Raw genomic sequence first — 13,136 nt, forward strand, 5'->3', positions numbered from 1 at the left:
CGAAGCAAAAGCTAAAACCAGGAGCTATTTAATGGCAACAGTTAACCAGCTGGTACGCAAACCACGCGCACGCAAAGTTGCAAAGAGCAACGTGCCTGCGCTGGAAGCATGCCCGCAGAAACGTGGCGTATGTACTCGTGTATATACTACCACTCCTAAAAAACCGAACTCCGCACTGCGTAAAGTTTGCCGTGTTCGTTTGACTAACGGTTTTGAAGTGACTTCCTACATCGGTGGTGAAGGTCACAACCTGCAGGAGCACTCCGTGATCCTGATCCGTGGCGGTCGTGTAAAAGACCTTCCGGGTGTTCGTTACCACACCGTTCGTGGTGCGCTTGACTGCTCCGGCGTTAAAGACCGTAAGCAATCACGTTCCAAGTATGGCGTGAAACGTCCTAAGGCTTAATGGTTCTCCGTTAAGTAAGGCCAAACGTTTTATATTAATGTCAAACTAAACTCTTAGAGTTTTGGACAATCCTGAATTAACAACGGAGTATTTCCATGCCACGTCGTCGCGTCATTGGTCAGCGTAAAATTCTGCCGGATCCGAAGTTCGGATCAGAACTGCTGGCTAAATTTGTAAATATCCTGATGGTAGATGGTAAAAAATCTACTGCCGAAACTATCGTATACAGCGCGCTGGAGACCCTGGCTCAGCGTTCTGGTAAAAACGAACTGGAAGCTTTCGAAGTAGCTCTCGAAAACGTGCGCCCGACTGTCGAAGTTAAGTCTCGCCGCGTTGGTGGTTCTACTTATCAGGTACCAGTTGAAGTCCGTCCGGTCCGTCGTAATGCTCTGGCAATGCGTTGGATCGTTGAAGCTGCTCGTAAACGCGGTGATAAATCCATGGCTCTGCGCCTGGCGAACGAACTTTCTGATGCTGCAGAAAACAAAGGTACTGCAGTTAAGAAACGTGAAGACGTTCACCGTATGGCAGAAGCCAACAAGGCGTTCGCACACTACCGTTGGTAATCCCTTCGGAGTAATAGTCACCAGGCGGGCGCTTCTTGTAAGCGGCCCGCTTTGGGCTACTTAAATTGAACGCCTAAAAGATAAACGAGGAATCAAATGGCTCGTACAACACCCATCGCGCGCTACCGTAACATCGGTATCAGTGCGCACATCGACGCCGGTAAAACCACCACTACCGAACGTATTCTGTTCTACACCGGTGTAAACCATAAAATCGGTGAAGTTCATGACGGCGCAGCCACCATGGACTGGATGGAGCAGGAGCAGGAGCGTGGTATTACTATCACCTCCGCAGCGACTACTGCATTCTGGTCTGGTATGGCCAAGCAGTATGAACCGCATCGCGTAAACATCATCGACACCCCGGGGCACGTTGACTTCACTATCGAAGTAGAACGTTCCATGCGTGTACTTGATGGTGCGGTAATGGTTTACTGCGCAGTTGGTGGTGTTCAGCCGCAGTCTGAAACCGTATGGCGTCAGGCAAACAAATATAAAGTTCCACGTATTGCGTTCGTTAACAAAATGGACCGTATGGGTGCGAACTTCCTGAAAGTTGTTGGTCAGATCAAAACCCGTCTGGGCGCGAACCCTGTTCCGCTGCAGTTGGCTATTGGTGCTGAAGAACATTTCACCGGTGTTGTTGACCTGGTGAAAATGAAAGCCATCAACTGGAACGAAGCAGACGCAGGTGTAACCTTCGAATACGAAGATATCCCGGCAGACATGCAGGAACTGGCTGAAGAATGGCACCAGAACCTGATCGAGTCCGCTGCAGAAGCTTCAGAAGAGCTGATGGAGAAATACCTCGGTGGTGAAGAACTGACTGAAGAAGAGATCAAGAAAGCTCTGCGTCAGCGCGTTCTGAACAACGAAATCATCCTGGTAACCTGTGGTTCTGCGTTCAAGAACAAAGGTGTTCAGGCGATGCTGGATGCGGTAATCGATTACCTGCCGGCTCCGACTGATGTTCCTGCGATCAACGGTATCCTGGACGACGGTAAAGATACTCCGGCTGAGCGTCACGCAAGTGATGACGAGCCGTTCTCTGCGCTGGCGTTCAAAATCGCTACCGACCCGTTCGTAGGTAACCTGACCTTCTTCCGTGTGTACTCCGGTGTGGTTAACTCTGGTGATACCGTACTGAACTCCGTGAAATCTGCACGTGAGCGTTTCGGTCGTATCGTTCAGATGCACGCTAACAAACGTGAAGAGATCAAAGAAGTTCGCGCAGGCGACATCGCTGCTGCGATCGGTCTGAAAGACGTGACTACTGGTGATACTCTGTGTGATCCGGATAAGCCGATCATTCTGGAGCGTATGGAATTCCCTGAACCGGTAATCTCCATCGCAGTAGAACCGAAAACCAAAGCTGACCAGGAAAAAATGGGTCTGGCTCTGGGTCGTCTGGCTAAAGAAGACCCGTCATTCCGCGTATGGACTGACGAAGAATCTAACCAGACCATCATCGCCGGTATGGGTGAACTGCACCTCGACATCATCGTTGACCGTATGAAGCGTGAATTCAACGTTGAAGCGAACGTCGGTAAACCTCAGGTTGCTTACCGCGAAGCGATTCGTGCGAAAGTTACCGATATCGAAGGTAAACACGCGAAACAGTCTGGTGGTCGTGGTCAGTATGGTCACGTCGTTATCGACATGTATCCGCTGGAGCCGGGCTCTAACCCGAAAGGTTACGAGTTCATCAACGACATTAAAGGTGGTGTAATTCCTGGCGAATACATCCCTGCCGTTGATAAAGGCATCCAGGAGCAGTTGAAGTCTGGTCCGCTGGCTGGTTACCCGGTAGTAGACATGGGTGTTCGTCTGCACTTCGGTTCTTACCATGACGTTGACTCCTCTGAACTGGCGTTTAAACTGGCTGCTTCTATCGCCTTTAAAGAAGGCTTTAAGAGAGCAAAACCTGTTCTGCTTGAGCCGATCATGAAGGTTGAAGTAGAGACTCCGGAAGAGAACACTGGTGATGTTATCGGTGACTTGAGCCGTCGTCGCGGTATGCTGCGCGGTCAGGAATCTGAAGTAACAGGCGTTAAGATCCACGCTGAAGTTCCGCTGTCTGAAATGTTCGGATATGCAACTCAGCTGCGTTCTCTGACCAAAGGTCGTGCATCATACACGATGGAATTCCTGAAGTATGATGATGCGCCGAACAACGTTGCTCAGGCCGTAATCGAAGCCCGTGGTAAATAAGCCCCGGGGTTAAAACCTAAGTCCCGTGCTCTCTCCTGAAGGGGAGAGCACTATAGTAAGGAATATAGCCGTGTCTAAAGAAAAATTTGAACGTACAAAACCGCACGTTAACGTTGGTACTATCGGCCACGTCGACCACGGTAAAACTACTCTGACCGCTGCAATCACCACCGTACTGGCTAAAACCTACGGCGGTGCTGCTCGTGCATTCGACCAGATCGATAACGCACCGGAAGAAAAAGCTCGTGGTATCACCATCAACACTTCTCACGTTGAATATGACACCCCGACTCGCCACTACGCACACGTAGACTGCCCGGGCCACGCCGACTATGTTAAAAACATGATCACTGGTGCTGCGCAGATGGACGGCGCGATCCTGGTTCTCACGTTGAATATGACACCCCGACTCGCCACTACGCACACGTAGACTGCCCGGGCCACGCCGACTATGTTAAAAACATGATCACTGGTGCTGCGCAGATGGACGGCGCGATCCTGGTTGTTGCTGCGACTGACGGCCCGATGCCGCAGACTCGTGAGCACATCCTGCTGGGTCGTCAGGTAGGCGTTCCGTACATCATCGTGTTCCTGAACAAATGCGACATGGTTGATGACGAAGAGCTGCTGGAACTGGTAGAAATGGAAGTTCGTGAACTTCTGTCTCAGTACGATTTCCCGGGCGACGACACTCCGATCGTTCGTGGTTCTGCTCTGAAAGCGCTGGAAGGCGAAGCAGAGTGGGAAGCGAAAATCATCGAACTGGCTGGCTTCCTGGATTCTTACATCCCAGAACCAGAGCGTGCGATTGACAAGCCGTTCCTGCTGCCTATCGAAGACGTATTCTCCATCTCCGGTCGTGGTACCGTTGTTACCGGTCGTGTAGAGCGCGGTATCGTTCTTACATCCCAGAACCAGAGCGTGCGATTGACAAGCCGTTCCTGCTGCCTATCGAAGACGTATTCTCCATCTCCGGTCGTGGTACCGTTGTTACCGGTCGTGTAGAGCGCGGTATCGTTAAAGTTGGTGAAGAAGTTGAAATCGTTGGTATCAAAGAGACTGCCAAGTCTACCTGTACTGGCGTTGAAATGTTCCGCAAACTGCTGGACGAAGGCCGTGCTGGTGAGAACGTTGGTGTTCTGCTGCGTGGTATCAAACGTGAAGAAATCGAACGTGGTCAGGTACTGGCTAAGCCGGGTTCTATCAAGCCGCACACCAAGTTCGAATCTGAAGTTTATATCCTGTCCAAAGATGAAGGCGGCCGTCATACTCCGTTCTTCAAAGGCTACCGTCCGCAGTTCTACTTCCGTACTACTGACGTGACTGGTACCATCGAACTGCCGGAAGGCGTAGAGATGGTAATGCCGGGCGACAACATCAAAATGGTTGTTACCCTGATTCACCCGATCGCGATGGACGACGGTCTGCGTTTCGCAATCCGTGAAGGCGGCCGTACCGTTGGCGCGGGCGTTGTTGCTAAAGTAATGAGCTAATTATTTAATAATTAGTTTTGAGCTTAAAAAGGGCGCTACGGCGCCCTTTTTGCTGCCTGACATTTAATCTTGTCATATTTATTCGCATTTTTTATTGCTCTCCGGCTGCGTCTATATATTTGTGCTATTGTAATCATAACTATTCTCATTTACACTTTGCGCAGAAATTGAACGGGAGCGATCATGTACGTTTGTTTGTGTAATGGTGTCAGTGATAAAAAAATCCGTCAGGCGGTACGTCAGTTTCATCCACAATCTTTTCAACAATTGCGTAAGTTTATTGCTATTGGAAATCAATGTGGTAAGTGTGTTCGGGCTGCTCGTGAAGTGATGCAGGACGAATTGACACAGATACCGGAATTTAAAGAGATCGCCTGAGTCACATTCTTTTTTTTGACATCCCTGTAGCCCCATCTACTCTTCAAAGAGTGGAAGCGGAGGGACTATAAAATGAAAGGTGATGTTAAAATCATAAGTTATCTCAATAAACTATTGGGTAATGAGCTTGTCGCGATCAACCAGTATTTTCTCCATGCTCGTATGTTTAAAAATTGGGGCCTGATTCGCCTCAATGATGTCGAATACCATGAATCCATTGATGAGATGAAACACGCTGATAAGTACATTGAGCGTATCTTGTTTTTGGAGGGCATTCCAAATTTGCAGGATCTCGGCAAGTTAGGCATTGGTGAAGATGTCGAAGAAATGCTGCAATCCGACCTTCGGCTGGAGCTTGAAGGCGCGAAGGATCTACGTGAAGCTATCGCTTACGCAGATACCGTTCATGATTATGTCAGCAGGGATATGATGATTGAAATTCTTGCAGATGAAGAAGGGCATATCGACTGGCTGGAAACAGAGCTGGATTTAATTTCGAAACTTGGATTGCAAAACTACCTGCAATCACAAATTAAAGTCGCAGACTAACTATCGGCATCAGTGTTTCCCATCCCATGATAAAACCCGCAGCCGCCATATATGGCCCAAAAGGCAGCGGGTTTTTTAATACAGCCTTACCATCCCTGAAGAGATCCATCCCCACTGCGGCGCAGGCCAAAAACGCGGCAATAAACACCAGCATGGGTAATGACTGCCATTCATGCCAGGCGCCCAGGGCGGCAAGAAACTTCACATCACCATAGCCCAATCCTTCTTGTCGGCGAGCCAGACGATAACCCCAGTAGAGAAGGGCGAACAGGACATAGCCAGCGACGGCTCCCCATAGGGCATCGGGCAAGCGTGCGGGCAGGAAAAGCTGATGATAAATGAGACCGCTCCAAAGTAGAGGGCAGGTTAATCGATCGGGTAAAAAACCCGTTCGCAAATCGGTGACCCACAGACGTCCTGATAAAAAAAGGTATGTGAGCAGAAAAGGGAGAGCAGAGTACATGGATAACTCCTGCGTAGACAGTGAGACCACCTTAGCGGCGGTAACTTTTCACGCAATGTCGTATCTGCTGCTTTGTCTCCTCCGTTCCGCAGAAAAAATGAAATGCGGAGTTCTTACAGACAGGATGGAATGGCGCCCGCATTGCCGAAAAATGATTAATATCTACGCGGCGCTTGCGTAAGACTGAGATTTACGTATAATGCGCGGGCTTGTCTAATATTGACAGCGGTTCGATATGAGCCACCGGTACTGCGAAAGCAATACCAGACAATGTTCCCAATCGGGGAACTCTGTAAGAACGGTTACACTCTCCCATCAATCGTAATGGGTTTGAGGAGTAACTATTTCGTCTATAAAATAATTGGAGCTCTGGTCTCATGCAGAACCAAAGAATCCGTATCCGTTTGAAAGCGTTTGATCATCGTCTGATCGATCAATCAACCGCGGAAATCGTCGAGACTGCTAAGCGCACTGGTGCGCAAGTTCGTGGTCCGATCCCGCTGCCGACCCGCAAAGAGCGCTTTACCGTTCTGATCTCCCCGCACGTTAACAAAGATGCGCGTGATCAGTACGAAATTCGCACTCACAAGCGTCTGGTTGACATCGTTGAGCCAACTGAAAAAACCGTTGATGCTCTGATGCGTCTGGACCTGGCTGCCGGTGTAGACGTGCAGATCAGCCTGGGTTAATCAGGTCATCGAGCGATTGAGAGGTTGATACAATGATTGGTTTAGTCGGTAAAAAAGTGGGTATGACCCGCATCTTCACTGAAGATGGCGTATCTATCCCAGTAACCGTAATCGAAGTTGAAGCAAACCGCGTTACTCAGGTTAAAGACCTGGCTAACGATGGCTACCGTGCTGTTCAGGTTACCACCGGTGCTAAAAAAGCTAACCGTGTAACTAAGCCGGAAGCTGGTCACTTTGCTAAAGCTGGCGTAGAAGCTGGCCGCGGCCTGTGGGAGTTCCGTCTGGCAGATGGTGAAGAATTCACCGTAGGTCAGAGCATTAGCGTTGAACTGTTTGCTGACGTTAAAAAAGTTGACGTAACCGGTACCTCTAAAGGTAAAGGTTTTGCTGGTACCGTTAAGCGCTGGAACTTCCGTACCCAGGACGCTACTCACGGTAACTCCTTGTCTCACCGCGTTCCGGGTTCTATCGGTCAGAACCAGACTCCGGGCAAAGTGTTCAAAGGCAAGAAAATGGCAGGTCAGATGGGTAACGAGCGTGTCACCGTTCAGAGCCTTGACGTAGTACGCGTTGACGCTGAGCGCAACCTGCTGCTGGTTAAAGGTGGTGTTCCGGGTGCGACCGGTTGCGACCTGATCGTTAAACCAGCTGTGAAGGCGTAAGGGGATAGCAATGGAATTAGTATTGAAAGACGCGCAGAGCGCGCTGACTGTTTCCGAAACTACCTTCGGTCGTGATTTCAACGAAGCGCTGGTTCACCAGGTTGTTGTTGCTTATGCAGCTGGTGCTCGTCAGGGTACTCGTGCTCAGAAGACTCGTGCTGAAGTAACTGGTTCAGGCAAAAAGCCGTGGCGCCAGAAAGGTACCGGCCGTGCGCGTTCAGGTTCTATCAAGAGCCCGATCTGGCGTTCCGGTGGCGTAACCTTCGCTGCACGCCCGCAGGACCACAGTCAAAAAGTTAACAAAAAGATGTACCGCGGCGCGCTGAAAAGCATTCTGTCCGAACTGGTACGTCAGGATCGTCTGATCGTTGTCGAATCATTCTCTGTAGAAGCGCCTAAAACTAAGCTGCTGGCACAGAAACTGAAAGACATGGCTCTGGAAGATGTGCTGATCATCACCGGTGAGCTGGACGAGAATCTGTTCCTCGCAGCACGTAACCTGCACAAGGTTGACGTTCGCGATGCAACGGGTATCGACCCGGTTAGCCTGATCGCCTTCGACAAAGTCGTAATGACTGCTGATGCTGTTAAGCAAGTTGAGGAGATGCTGGCATGATTCGTGAAGAACGTCTGCTGAAGGTGCTGCGTGCACCGCACGTTTCTGAAAAAGCGTCTGCTGCGATGGAAAAAACCAATACCATCGTTCTCAAAGTTGCTAAAGACGCGACCAAAGCAGAAATCAAAGCTGCTGTGCAGAAACTGTTTGAAGTCGAAGTCGAAGTCGTTAACACCCTGGTTGTTAAAGGGAAAGTTAAACGTCACGGACAGCGTATCGGTCGTCGTAGCGACTGGAAAAAAGCTTACGTCACCCTGAAGGAAGGCCAGAATCTGGACTTCGTCGGCGGCGCTGAGTAAGTCGGAGGAGTAATACAATGGCAGTTGTTAAATGTAAACCGACATCTCCGGGTCGTCGCCACGTCGTTAAAGTGGTCAACCCAGAGCTGCACAAGGGCAAACCTTTTGCTCCGCTGGTTGAAAAAAACAGCAAATCCGGTGGTCGTAACAACAATGGCCGCATCACCACTCGTCACATCGGTGGTGGTCACAAGCAGGCATACCGTCTGGTTGACTTCAAACGCAACAAAGATGGTATCCCGGCAGTTGTTGAACGTCTTGAGTACGATCCGAACCGTTCCGCGAACATCGCGCTGGTTCTGTACAAAGATGGCGAACGCCGTTACATCCTGGCCCCTAAAGGCCTGAAAGCTGGCGACCAGGTTCAGTCTGGCGTTGATGCTGCAATCAAAGCAGGTAACACCCTGCCGATGCGCAATATCCCGGTTGGTTCTACCGTTCATAACGTAGAAATGAAACCAGGTAAAGGCGGTCAGCTGGCACGTTCCGCTGGTACTTACGTTCAGATCGTTGCTCGTGATGGTGCTTATGTCACCCTGCGTCTGCGTTCTGGTGAAATGCGTAAAGTCGAAGCAGACTGCCGTGCAACTCTGGGCGAAGTTGGCAATGCTGAGCATATGCTGCGCGTTCTGGGTAAAGCAGGTGCTGCACGCTGGCGTGGTGTTCGTCCTACCGTTCGCGGTACTGCGATGAACCCAGTCGACCACCCACATGGTGGTGGTGAAGGTCGTAACTTTGGTAAGCACCCGGTAACTCCGTGGGGCGTTCAGACCAAAGGTAAGAAGACCCGCAGCAACAAGCGTACTGATAAATTCATCGTACGTCGCCGTAGCAAATAATTTTAGAGGATAAGCCATGCCACGTTCTCTCAAGAAAGGTCCTTTTATTGACCTGCACTTGCTGAAGAAGGTAGAGAAAGCGGTGGAAAGCGGAGACAAGAAGCCCCTGCGCACTTGGTCCCGTCGTTCAACGATCTTTCCTAACATGATCGGTTTGACCATCGCTGTCCATAATGGTCGTCAGCACGTTCCGGTATTTGTTTCCGACGAAATGGTCGGTCACAAACTGGGTGAATTCGCACCGACTCGTACTTATCGCGGCCACGCTGCTGATAAAAAAGCGAAGAAGAAATAAGGTAGGAGGAAGAGATGGAAACTTTAGCTCAACATCGCCATGCTCGTTCTTCTGCTCAGAAGGTTCGCCTTGTTGCAGACCTGATTCGCGGTAAGAAAGTGTCGCAGGCCCTGGATATTCTGACCTACACCAATAAGAAAGCGGCTGTATTGGTTAAGAAAGTTCTGGAATCTGCCATTGCTAACGCTGAACACAACGATGGCGCTGACATTGACGATCTGAAAGTTGCGAAAATTTTCGTAGACGAAGGCCCTAGCATGAAGCGCATTATGCCGCGTGCAAAAGGTCGTGCAGATCGCATCCTGAAGCGCACCAGCCACATTACTGTGGTTGTGTCCGATCGCTGAGACTCTGGAGACTAGCAATGGGTCAGAAAGTACATCCTAATGGTATTCGCCTGGGTATTGTAAAACCATGGAACTCAACCTGGTTTGCGAACACCAAAGAATTCGCTGACAACCTGGACAGCGATTTTAAAGTACGTCAGTACCTGACTAAGGAACTGGCTAAAGCGTCTGTATCTCGTATCGTTATCGAGCGTCCGGCTAAGAGCATCCGTGTGACCATTCACACCGCTCGTCCGGGTATCGTTATCGGTAAGAAAGGCGAAGACGTAGAAAAACTGCGCAAAGTCGTAGCGGATATTGCTGGCGTTCCTGCCCAGATCAATATCGCCGAAGTGCGTAAGCCTGAACTGGACGCAAAATTGGTTGCTGACAGCATCACTTCTCAGCTGGAACGTCGCGTTATGTTCCGTCGTGCTATGAAGCGTGCTGTACAGAACGCAATGCGTCTGGGCGCTAAAGGTATTAAAGTTGAAGTTAGCGGCCGTCTGGGCGGCGCGGAAATTGCTCGTACCGAATGGTACCGCGAAGGTCGCGTTCCTCTGCACACTCTGCGTGCTGACATCGACTACAACACCTCTGAAGCGCACACCACTTACGGTGTAATCGGCGTAAAAGTGTGGATCTTCAAAGGCGAGATCCTGGGTGGTATGGCTGCTGTTGAACAACCGGAAAAACCGGCTGCGCAACCTAAAAAGCAGCAGCGTAAAGGCCGTAAATAAGGAGCGTCGCTGATGTTACAACCAAAGCGTACAAAATTCCGTAAAATGCACAAAGGCCGTAACCGCGGTCTGGCGCAGGGTACGGATGTTAGCTTCGGCAGCTTCGGTCTGAAAGCTGTTGGCCGTGGTCGTCTGACTGCCCGTCAGATCGAAGCAGCACGTCGTGCTATGACCCGTGCAGTTAAGCGTCAAGGTAAGATCTGGATCCGTGTATTCCCGGACAAACCGATCACTGAAAAGCCGCTGGCAGTGCGTATGGGTAAAGGTAAAGGTAACGTGGAGTATTGGGTTGCCTTGATTCAGCCGGGTAAAGTCCTGTATGAAATGGACGGCGTACCGGAAGAGCTGGCCCGTGAAGCATTCAAGCTGGCAGCAGCGAAACTGCCGATTAAAACCACCTTTGTAACTAAGACGGTGATGTAATGAAAGCAAAAGAGCTGCGTGAGAAGAGTGTTGAAGAGCTGAACACCGAGCTGCTGAATCTGCTGCGTGAGCAGTTCAACCTGCGTATGCAGGCAGCAAGTGGCCAGCTGCAACAGTCTCACCTGTTGAAGCAAGTGCGTCGTGATGTCGCGCGCGTTAAGACTTTACTGACTGAGAAGGCGGGTGCGTAATGACCGATAAAATCCGTACTCTGCAAGGTCGCGTTGTTAGCGACAAAATGGAGAAATCCATTGTTGTTGCTATCGAACGTTTTGTGAAACACCCGATCTACGGTAAATTCATTAAGCGTACGACCAAACTGCACGTACATGACGAGAACAACGAATGCGGTACTGGTGACGTGGTTGAAATCCGCGAATGCCGTCCGCTGTCTAAGACTAAGTCCTGGACGCTGGTTCGCGTTGTAGAGAAAGCGATTCTGTAATACAGTAAGCATTCTCAACGAATAAACGGCTCAGTAATGAGCCGTTTATTTTTTCTACCCATATCGTTTGAGCGGTGTTATAATGCCGCGCCCCCGATATGGGGCTTTTTTAACGACCTGATTTTCGGGTCTCAGTAGTAGTTGACATTAGCGGAGCACTAAAATGATCCAAGAACAGACTATGCTGAACGTCGCCGACAACTCCGGTGCACGTCGCGTAATGTGTATCAAGGTTCTGGGTGGCTCGCACCGTCGCTACGCAGGCGTAGGCGACATCATCAAGATCACCATCAAAGAAGCAATTCCGCGTGGTAAGGTCAAAAAAGGTGATGTGCTGAAGGCGGTAGTGGTGCGCACCAAGAAGGGTGTTCGTCGCCCGGACGGTTCTGTCATTCGCTTCGATGGTAATGCATGCGTTATTTTAAACAATAATAGTGAGCAACCCATCGGTACGCGTATTTTTGGGCCGGTAACTCGTGAACTTCGTAACGAGAAGTTCATGAAAATTATCTCTCTGGCACCAGAAGTACTCTAAGGAGCGAATCATGGCAGCGAAAATCCGTCGTGATGACGAAGTTATCGTGTTAACCGGTAAAGATAAAGGTAAACGCGGTAAAGTAAAAAATGTCCTGTCTTCCGGCAAGGTCATTGTTGAAGGTATCAACCTGGTTAAGAAACATCAGAAGCCGGTTCCGGCCCTGAACCAACCAGGCGGCATCGTAGAGAAAGAAGCAGCTATTCAGATCTCTAACCTTGCTATCTTCAACGCGGCAACCGGCAAGGCCGACCGTGTAGGCTTTAGATTCGAAGACGGCAAAAAAGTCCGTTTCTTTAAATCTAACAGCGAAACTATCAAGTAATTTGGAGTAGTACGATGGCGAAACTGCATGATTACTACAAAGACGAAGTAGTCGCTAAACTCATGACTGAGTTTAACTACAATTCTGTCATGCAAGTCCCTCGGGTCGAGAAGATCACCCTGAACATGGGTGTTGGTGAAGCGATCGCTGACAAGAAACTGCTGGATAACGCAGCAGCTGATCTGACAGCAATCTCCGGTCAAAAACCGCTGATCACCAAAGCACGCAAATCAGTTGCAGGCTTCAAAATCCGTCAGGGCTATCCGATCGGCTGTAAAGTAACTCTGCGTGGCGAACGCATGTGGGAGTTCTTTGAGCGCCTGATCACTATTGCTGTTCCACGTATCCGTGACTTCCGTGGCTTGTCTGCTAAGTCTTTCGACGGTCGTGGTAACTACAGCATGGGTGTCCGTGAGCAGATCATCTTCCCAGAAATCGACTACGATAAAGTCGACCGCGTGCGTGGTTTGGATATTACCATTACCACTACTGCGAAATCTGACGAAGAAGGCCGTGCTCTGCTGGCTGCCTTTGACTTCCCGTTCCGCAAGTAAGGTAGGGTTACTAATGGCTAAGCAATCAATGAAAGCACGCGAAGTAAAACGCGTAGCTTTAGCTGATAAATACTTCGCGAAACGCGCTGAACTGAAAGCGATCATCTCTGATGTGAACGCTTCCGACGAAGATCGTTGGAATGCCGTTCTTAAGCTGCAGACTCTGCCGCGTGATTCCAGCCCGTCTCGTCAGCGTAACCGCTGCCGTCAAACAGGTCGTCCACATGGTTATGTGGGCAAGTTCGGGTTGAGCCGTATTAAGCTGCGTGAAGCCGCCATGCGCGGTGAAGTGCCAGGCTTGAAAAAGGCTAGCTGGTAATTG

Annotated in this window: 21 protein-coding genes and 3 pseudogenes; 23 read left to right on the forward strand and 1 reads right to left on the reverse strand. The window is 50.1% G+C overall.

What is annotated here, in order from left to right; genetic code table 11:
- Positions 1-31: 31 nt before the first annotated feature.
- From rpsL to bfr, 8 genes and pseudogenes are all read left to right on the forward strand, one after another.
- The gene (rpsL, locus tag P2W74_RS01750; RefSeq protein WP_003023654.1) at positions 32-406 is read left to right on the forward strand and encodes a 30S ribosomal protein S12; all 375 of its coding nucleotides are present in this window, start codon (positions 32-34) and stop codon (positions 404-406) included.
- A gap of 95 nt (positions 407-501) precedes the next feature.
- Positions 502-972, forward strand: coding sequence for a 30S ribosomal protein S7 (gene rpsG / locus P2W74_RS01755; protein ID WP_003023657.1), 471 nt, complete (start codon positions 502-504; stop codon positions 970-972).
- A 96-nt stretch (positions 973-1,068) separates the two neighbouring features.
- Positions 1,069-3,183, forward strand: a complete 2,115-nt coding sequence (gene fusA / locus P2W74_RS01760; RefSeq protein ID WP_276293681.1) for an elongation factor G — start codon at positions 1,069-1,071, stop codon at positions 3,181-3,183.
- A 70-nt stretch (positions 3,184-3,253) separates the two neighbouring features.
- Positions 3,254-3,556: pseudogene (locus P2W74_RS01765) on the forward strand (GTP-binding protein); the annotation flags it as partial.
- A gap of 71 nt (positions 3,557-3,627) precedes the next feature.
- Positions 3,628-4,068 (forward strand): annotated as a pseudogene (locus P2W74_RS01770) (GTP-binding protein); the annotation flags it as partial.
- Between the two features lie 14 nt (positions 4,069-4,082).
- Positions 4,083-4,676 (forward strand): annotated as a pseudogene (locus tag P2W74_RS01775) (EF-Tu C-terminal domain-related protein); the annotation flags it as partial.
- Between the two features lie 183 nt (positions 4,677-4,859).
- Positions 4,860-5,054, forward strand: a complete 195-nt coding sequence (gene bfd / locus P2W74_RS01780) for a bacterioferritin-associated ferredoxin (protein ID WP_162383480.1) — start codon at positions 4,860-4,862, stop codon at positions 5,052-5,054.
- 72 nt (positions 5,055-5,126) lie between these two features.
- Positions 5,127-5,603, forward strand: a complete 477-nt coding sequence (gene bfr, locus P2W74_RS01785; protein WP_276293682.1) for a bacterioferritin — start codon at positions 5,127-5,129, stop codon at positions 5,601-5,603.
- On the opposite strand, the gene P2W74_RS01790 is transcribed toward bfr, so the two are convergent.
- Positions 5,587-6,066 (reverse strand): prepilin peptidase, encoded by a 480-nt coding sequence (locus P2W74_RS01790; RefSeq protein ID WP_276293683.1) that lies wholly within the window; start codon positions 6,064-6,066, stop codon positions 5,587-5,589. The two genes, bfr and P2W74_RS01790, sit on opposite strands and share 17 nt — an antisense overlap.
- 377 nt (positions 6,067-6,443) lie before the next feature.
- Here P2W74_RS01790 and rpsJ point away from each other — a divergent pair, with 377 nt between their 5' ends.
- The 15 genes from rpsJ (at position 6,444) to rpsN (ending at position 13,133) form a co-directional block, all read left to right on the forward strand.
- Positions 6,444-6,755: a 30S ribosomal protein S10 gene (gene rpsJ / locus P2W74_RS01795; RefSeq protein WP_001181005.1), complete on the forward strand. Its 312-nt coding sequence runs from the start codon at positions 6,444-6,446 to the stop codon at positions 6,753-6,755.
- Between the two features lie 32 nt (positions 6,756-6,787).
- Entirely contained in the window at positions 6,788-7,417 is a 630-nt protein-coding gene (rplC, locus tag P2W74_RS01800) for a 50S ribosomal protein L3 (RefSeq protein WP_162383477.1), read from the forward strand.
- 10 nt (positions 7,418-7,427) lie between these two features.
- Positions 7,428-8,033, forward strand: coding sequence for a 50S ribosomal protein L4 (gene rplD, locus P2W74_RS01805; protein ID WP_003031119.1), 606 nt, complete (start codon positions 7,428-7,430; stop codon positions 8,031-8,033).
- Positions 8,030-8,332, forward strand: coding sequence for a 50S ribosomal protein L23 (gene rplW / locus P2W74_RS01810; protein WP_004868363.1), 303 nt, complete (start codon positions 8,030-8,032; stop codon positions 8,330-8,332). Before rplD ends, rplW begins: the two co-directional genes overlap by 4 nt.
- A 17-nt stretch (positions 8,333-8,349) precedes the next feature.
- Complete coding sequence (gene rplB / locus P2W74_RS01815) at positions 8,350-9,171, forward strand: 50S ribosomal protein L2 (RefSeq protein WP_276293684.1); 822 nt, start codon at positions 8,350-8,352, stop codon at positions 9,169-9,171.
- Between the two features lie 16 nt (positions 9,172-9,187).
- Positions 9,188-9,466: a 30S ribosomal protein S19 gene (rpsS, locus tag P2W74_RS01820; protein ID WP_001138115.1), complete on the forward strand. Its 279-nt coding sequence runs from the start codon at positions 9,188-9,190 to the stop codon at positions 9,464-9,466.
- 14 nt (positions 9,467-9,480) lie between these two features.
- Entirely contained in the window at positions 9,481-9,813 is a 333-nt protein-coding gene (rplV, locus tag P2W74_RS01825; protein WP_002919773.1) for a 50S ribosomal protein L22, read from the forward strand.
- A 17-nt stretch (positions 9,814-9,830) separates the two neighbouring features.
- Entirely contained in the window at positions 9,831-10,532 is a 702-nt protein-coding gene (gene rpsC, locus P2W74_RS01830; RefSeq protein WP_000529945.1) for a 30S ribosomal protein S3, read from the forward strand.
- A 12-nt stretch (positions 10,533-10,544) separates the two neighbouring features.
- Positions 10,545-10,955: a 50S ribosomal protein L16 gene (rplP, locus tag P2W74_RS01835; protein ID WP_000941212.1), complete on the forward strand. Its 411-nt coding sequence runs from the start codon at positions 10,545-10,547 to the stop codon at positions 10,953-10,955.
- Entirely contained in the window at positions 10,955-11,146 is a 192-nt protein-coding gene (gene rpmC, locus P2W74_RS01840; protein WP_000644742.1) for a 50S ribosomal protein L29, read from the forward strand. Before rplP ends, rpmC begins: the two co-directional genes overlap by 1 nt.
- Positions 11,146-11,400 carry a 30S ribosomal protein S17 gene (rpsQ, locus tag P2W74_RS01845; protein ID WP_017460070.1) on the forward strand — a complete coding sequence of 85 codons (255 nt, stop codon included), beginning with the start codon at positions 11,146-11,148 and terminating at the stop codon, positions 11,398-11,400. The genes rpmC and rpsQ overlap by 1 nt, the downstream gene beginning before the upstream one ends.
- A gap of 163 nt (positions 11,401-11,563) precedes the next feature.
- Positions 11,564-11,935 carry a 50S ribosomal protein L14 gene (gene rplN, locus P2W74_RS01850; protein ID WP_000613954.1) on the forward strand — a complete coding sequence of 124 codons (372 nt, stop codon included), beginning with the start codon at positions 11,564-11,566 and terminating at the stop codon, positions 11,933-11,935.
- 10 nt (positions 11,936-11,945) lie between these two features.
- The gene (gene rplX, locus P2W74_RS01855) at positions 11,946-12,260 is read left to right on the forward strand and encodes a 50S ribosomal protein L24 (protein WP_003031122.1); all 315 of its coding nucleotides are present in this window, start codon (positions 11,946-11,948) and stop codon (positions 12,258-12,260) included.
- 14 nt (positions 12,261-12,274) lie between these two features.
- On the forward strand, positions 12,275-12,814 hold the full coding sequence (rplE, locus tag P2W74_RS01860) for a 50S ribosomal protein L5 (protein WP_003031123.1): 540 nt from the start codon (positions 12,275-12,277) through the stop codon (positions 12,812-12,814).
- Positions 12,815-12,827: 13 nt separating this feature from the next.
- The gene (rpsN, locus tag P2W74_RS01865) at positions 12,828-13,133 is read left to right on the forward strand and encodes a 30S ribosomal protein S14 (RefSeq protein ID WP_012135425.1); all 306 of its coding nucleotides are present in this window, start codon (positions 12,828-12,830) and stop codon (positions 13,131-13,133) included.
- Positions 13,134-13,136: the final 3 nt, after the last annotated feature.

This window comes from Citrobacter enshiensis (genome assembly GCF_029338175.1).
Lineage (GTDB): Bacteria > Pseudomonadota > Gammaproteobacteria > Enterobacterales > Enterobacteriaceae > Citrobacter_D > Citrobacter_D enshiensis.

Coding starts and splice junctions, on each gene's coding strand:
- rpmC (WP_000644742.1), top strand. CDS start 10,955: ATGAAAGCAAAAGAGCTGCGTGAGAAGAGTGTTGAAGAGCTGAACACC.
- rpsQ (WP_017460070.1), top strand. CDS start 11,146: ATGACCGATAAAATCCGTACTCTGCAAGGTCGCGTTGTTAGCGACAAA.
- bfr (WP_276293682.1), top strand. CDS start 5,127: ATGAAAGGTGATGTTAAAATCATAAGTTATCTCAATAAACTATTGGGT.
- rpsC (WP_000529945.1), top strand. CDS start 9,831: ATGGGTCAGAAAGTACATCCTAATGGTATTCGCCTGGGTATTGTAAAA.
- rpsS (WP_001138115.1), top strand. CDS start 9,188: ATGCCACGTTCTCTCAAGAAAGGTCCTTTTATTGACCTGCACTTGCTG.
- rplC (WP_162383477.1), top strand. CDS start 6,788: ATGATTGGTTTAGTCGGTAAAAAAGTGGGTATGACCCGCATCTTCACT.
- rpsJ (WP_001181005.1), top strand. CDS start 6,444: ATGCAGAACCAAAGAATCCGTATCCGTTTGAAAGCGTTTGATCATCGT.
- rplV (WP_002919773.1), top strand. CDS start 9,481: ATGGAAACTTTAGCTCAACATCGCCATGCTCGTTCTTCTGCTCAGAAG.
- P2W74_RS01790 (WP_276293683.1), bottom strand. CDS start 6,066: ATGTACTCTGCTCTCCCTTTTCTGCTCACATACCTTTTTTTATCAGGA.
- rplE (WP_003031123.1), top strand. CDS start 12,275: ATGGCGAAACTGCATGATTACTACAAAGACGAAGTAGTCGCTAAACTC.
- rpsL (WP_003023654.1), top strand. CDS start 32: ATGGCAACAGTTAACCAGCTGGTACGCAAACCACGCGCACGCAAAGTT.
- fusA (WP_276293681.1), top strand. CDS start 1,069: ATGGCTCGTACAACACCCATCGCGCGCTACCGTAACATCGGTATCAGT.
- rplB (WP_276293684.1), top strand. CDS start 8,350: ATGGCAGTTGTTAAATGTAAACCGACATCTCCGGGTCGTCGCCACGTC.
- bfd (WP_162383480.1), top strand. CDS start 4,860: ATGTACGTTTGTTTGTGTAATGGTGTCAGTGATAAAAAAATCCGTCAG.
- rplD (WP_003031119.1), top strand. CDS start 7,428: ATGGAATTAGTATTGAAAGACGCGCAGAGCGCGCTGACTGTTTCCGAA.
- rplW (WP_004868363.1), top strand. CDS start 8,030: ATGATTCGTGAAGAACGTCTGCTGAAGGTGCTGCGTGCACCGCACGTT.
- rplN (WP_000613954.1), top strand. CDS start 11,564: ATGATCCAAGAACAGACTATGCTGAACGTCGCCGACAACTCCGGTGCA.
- rpsN (WP_012135425.1), top strand. CDS start 12,828: ATGGCTAAGCAATCAATGAAAGCACGCGAAGTAAAACGCGTAGCTTTA.
- rpsG (WP_003023657.1), top strand. CDS start 502: ATGCCACGTCGTCGCGTCATTGGTCAGCGTAAAATTCTGCCGGATCCG.
- rplP (WP_000941212.1), top strand. CDS start 10,545: ATGTTACAACCAAAGCGTACAAAATTCCGTAAAATGCACAAAGGCCGT.
- rplX (WP_003031122.1), top strand. CDS start 11,946: ATGGCAGCGAAAATCCGTCGTGATGACGAAGTTATCGTGTTAACCGGT.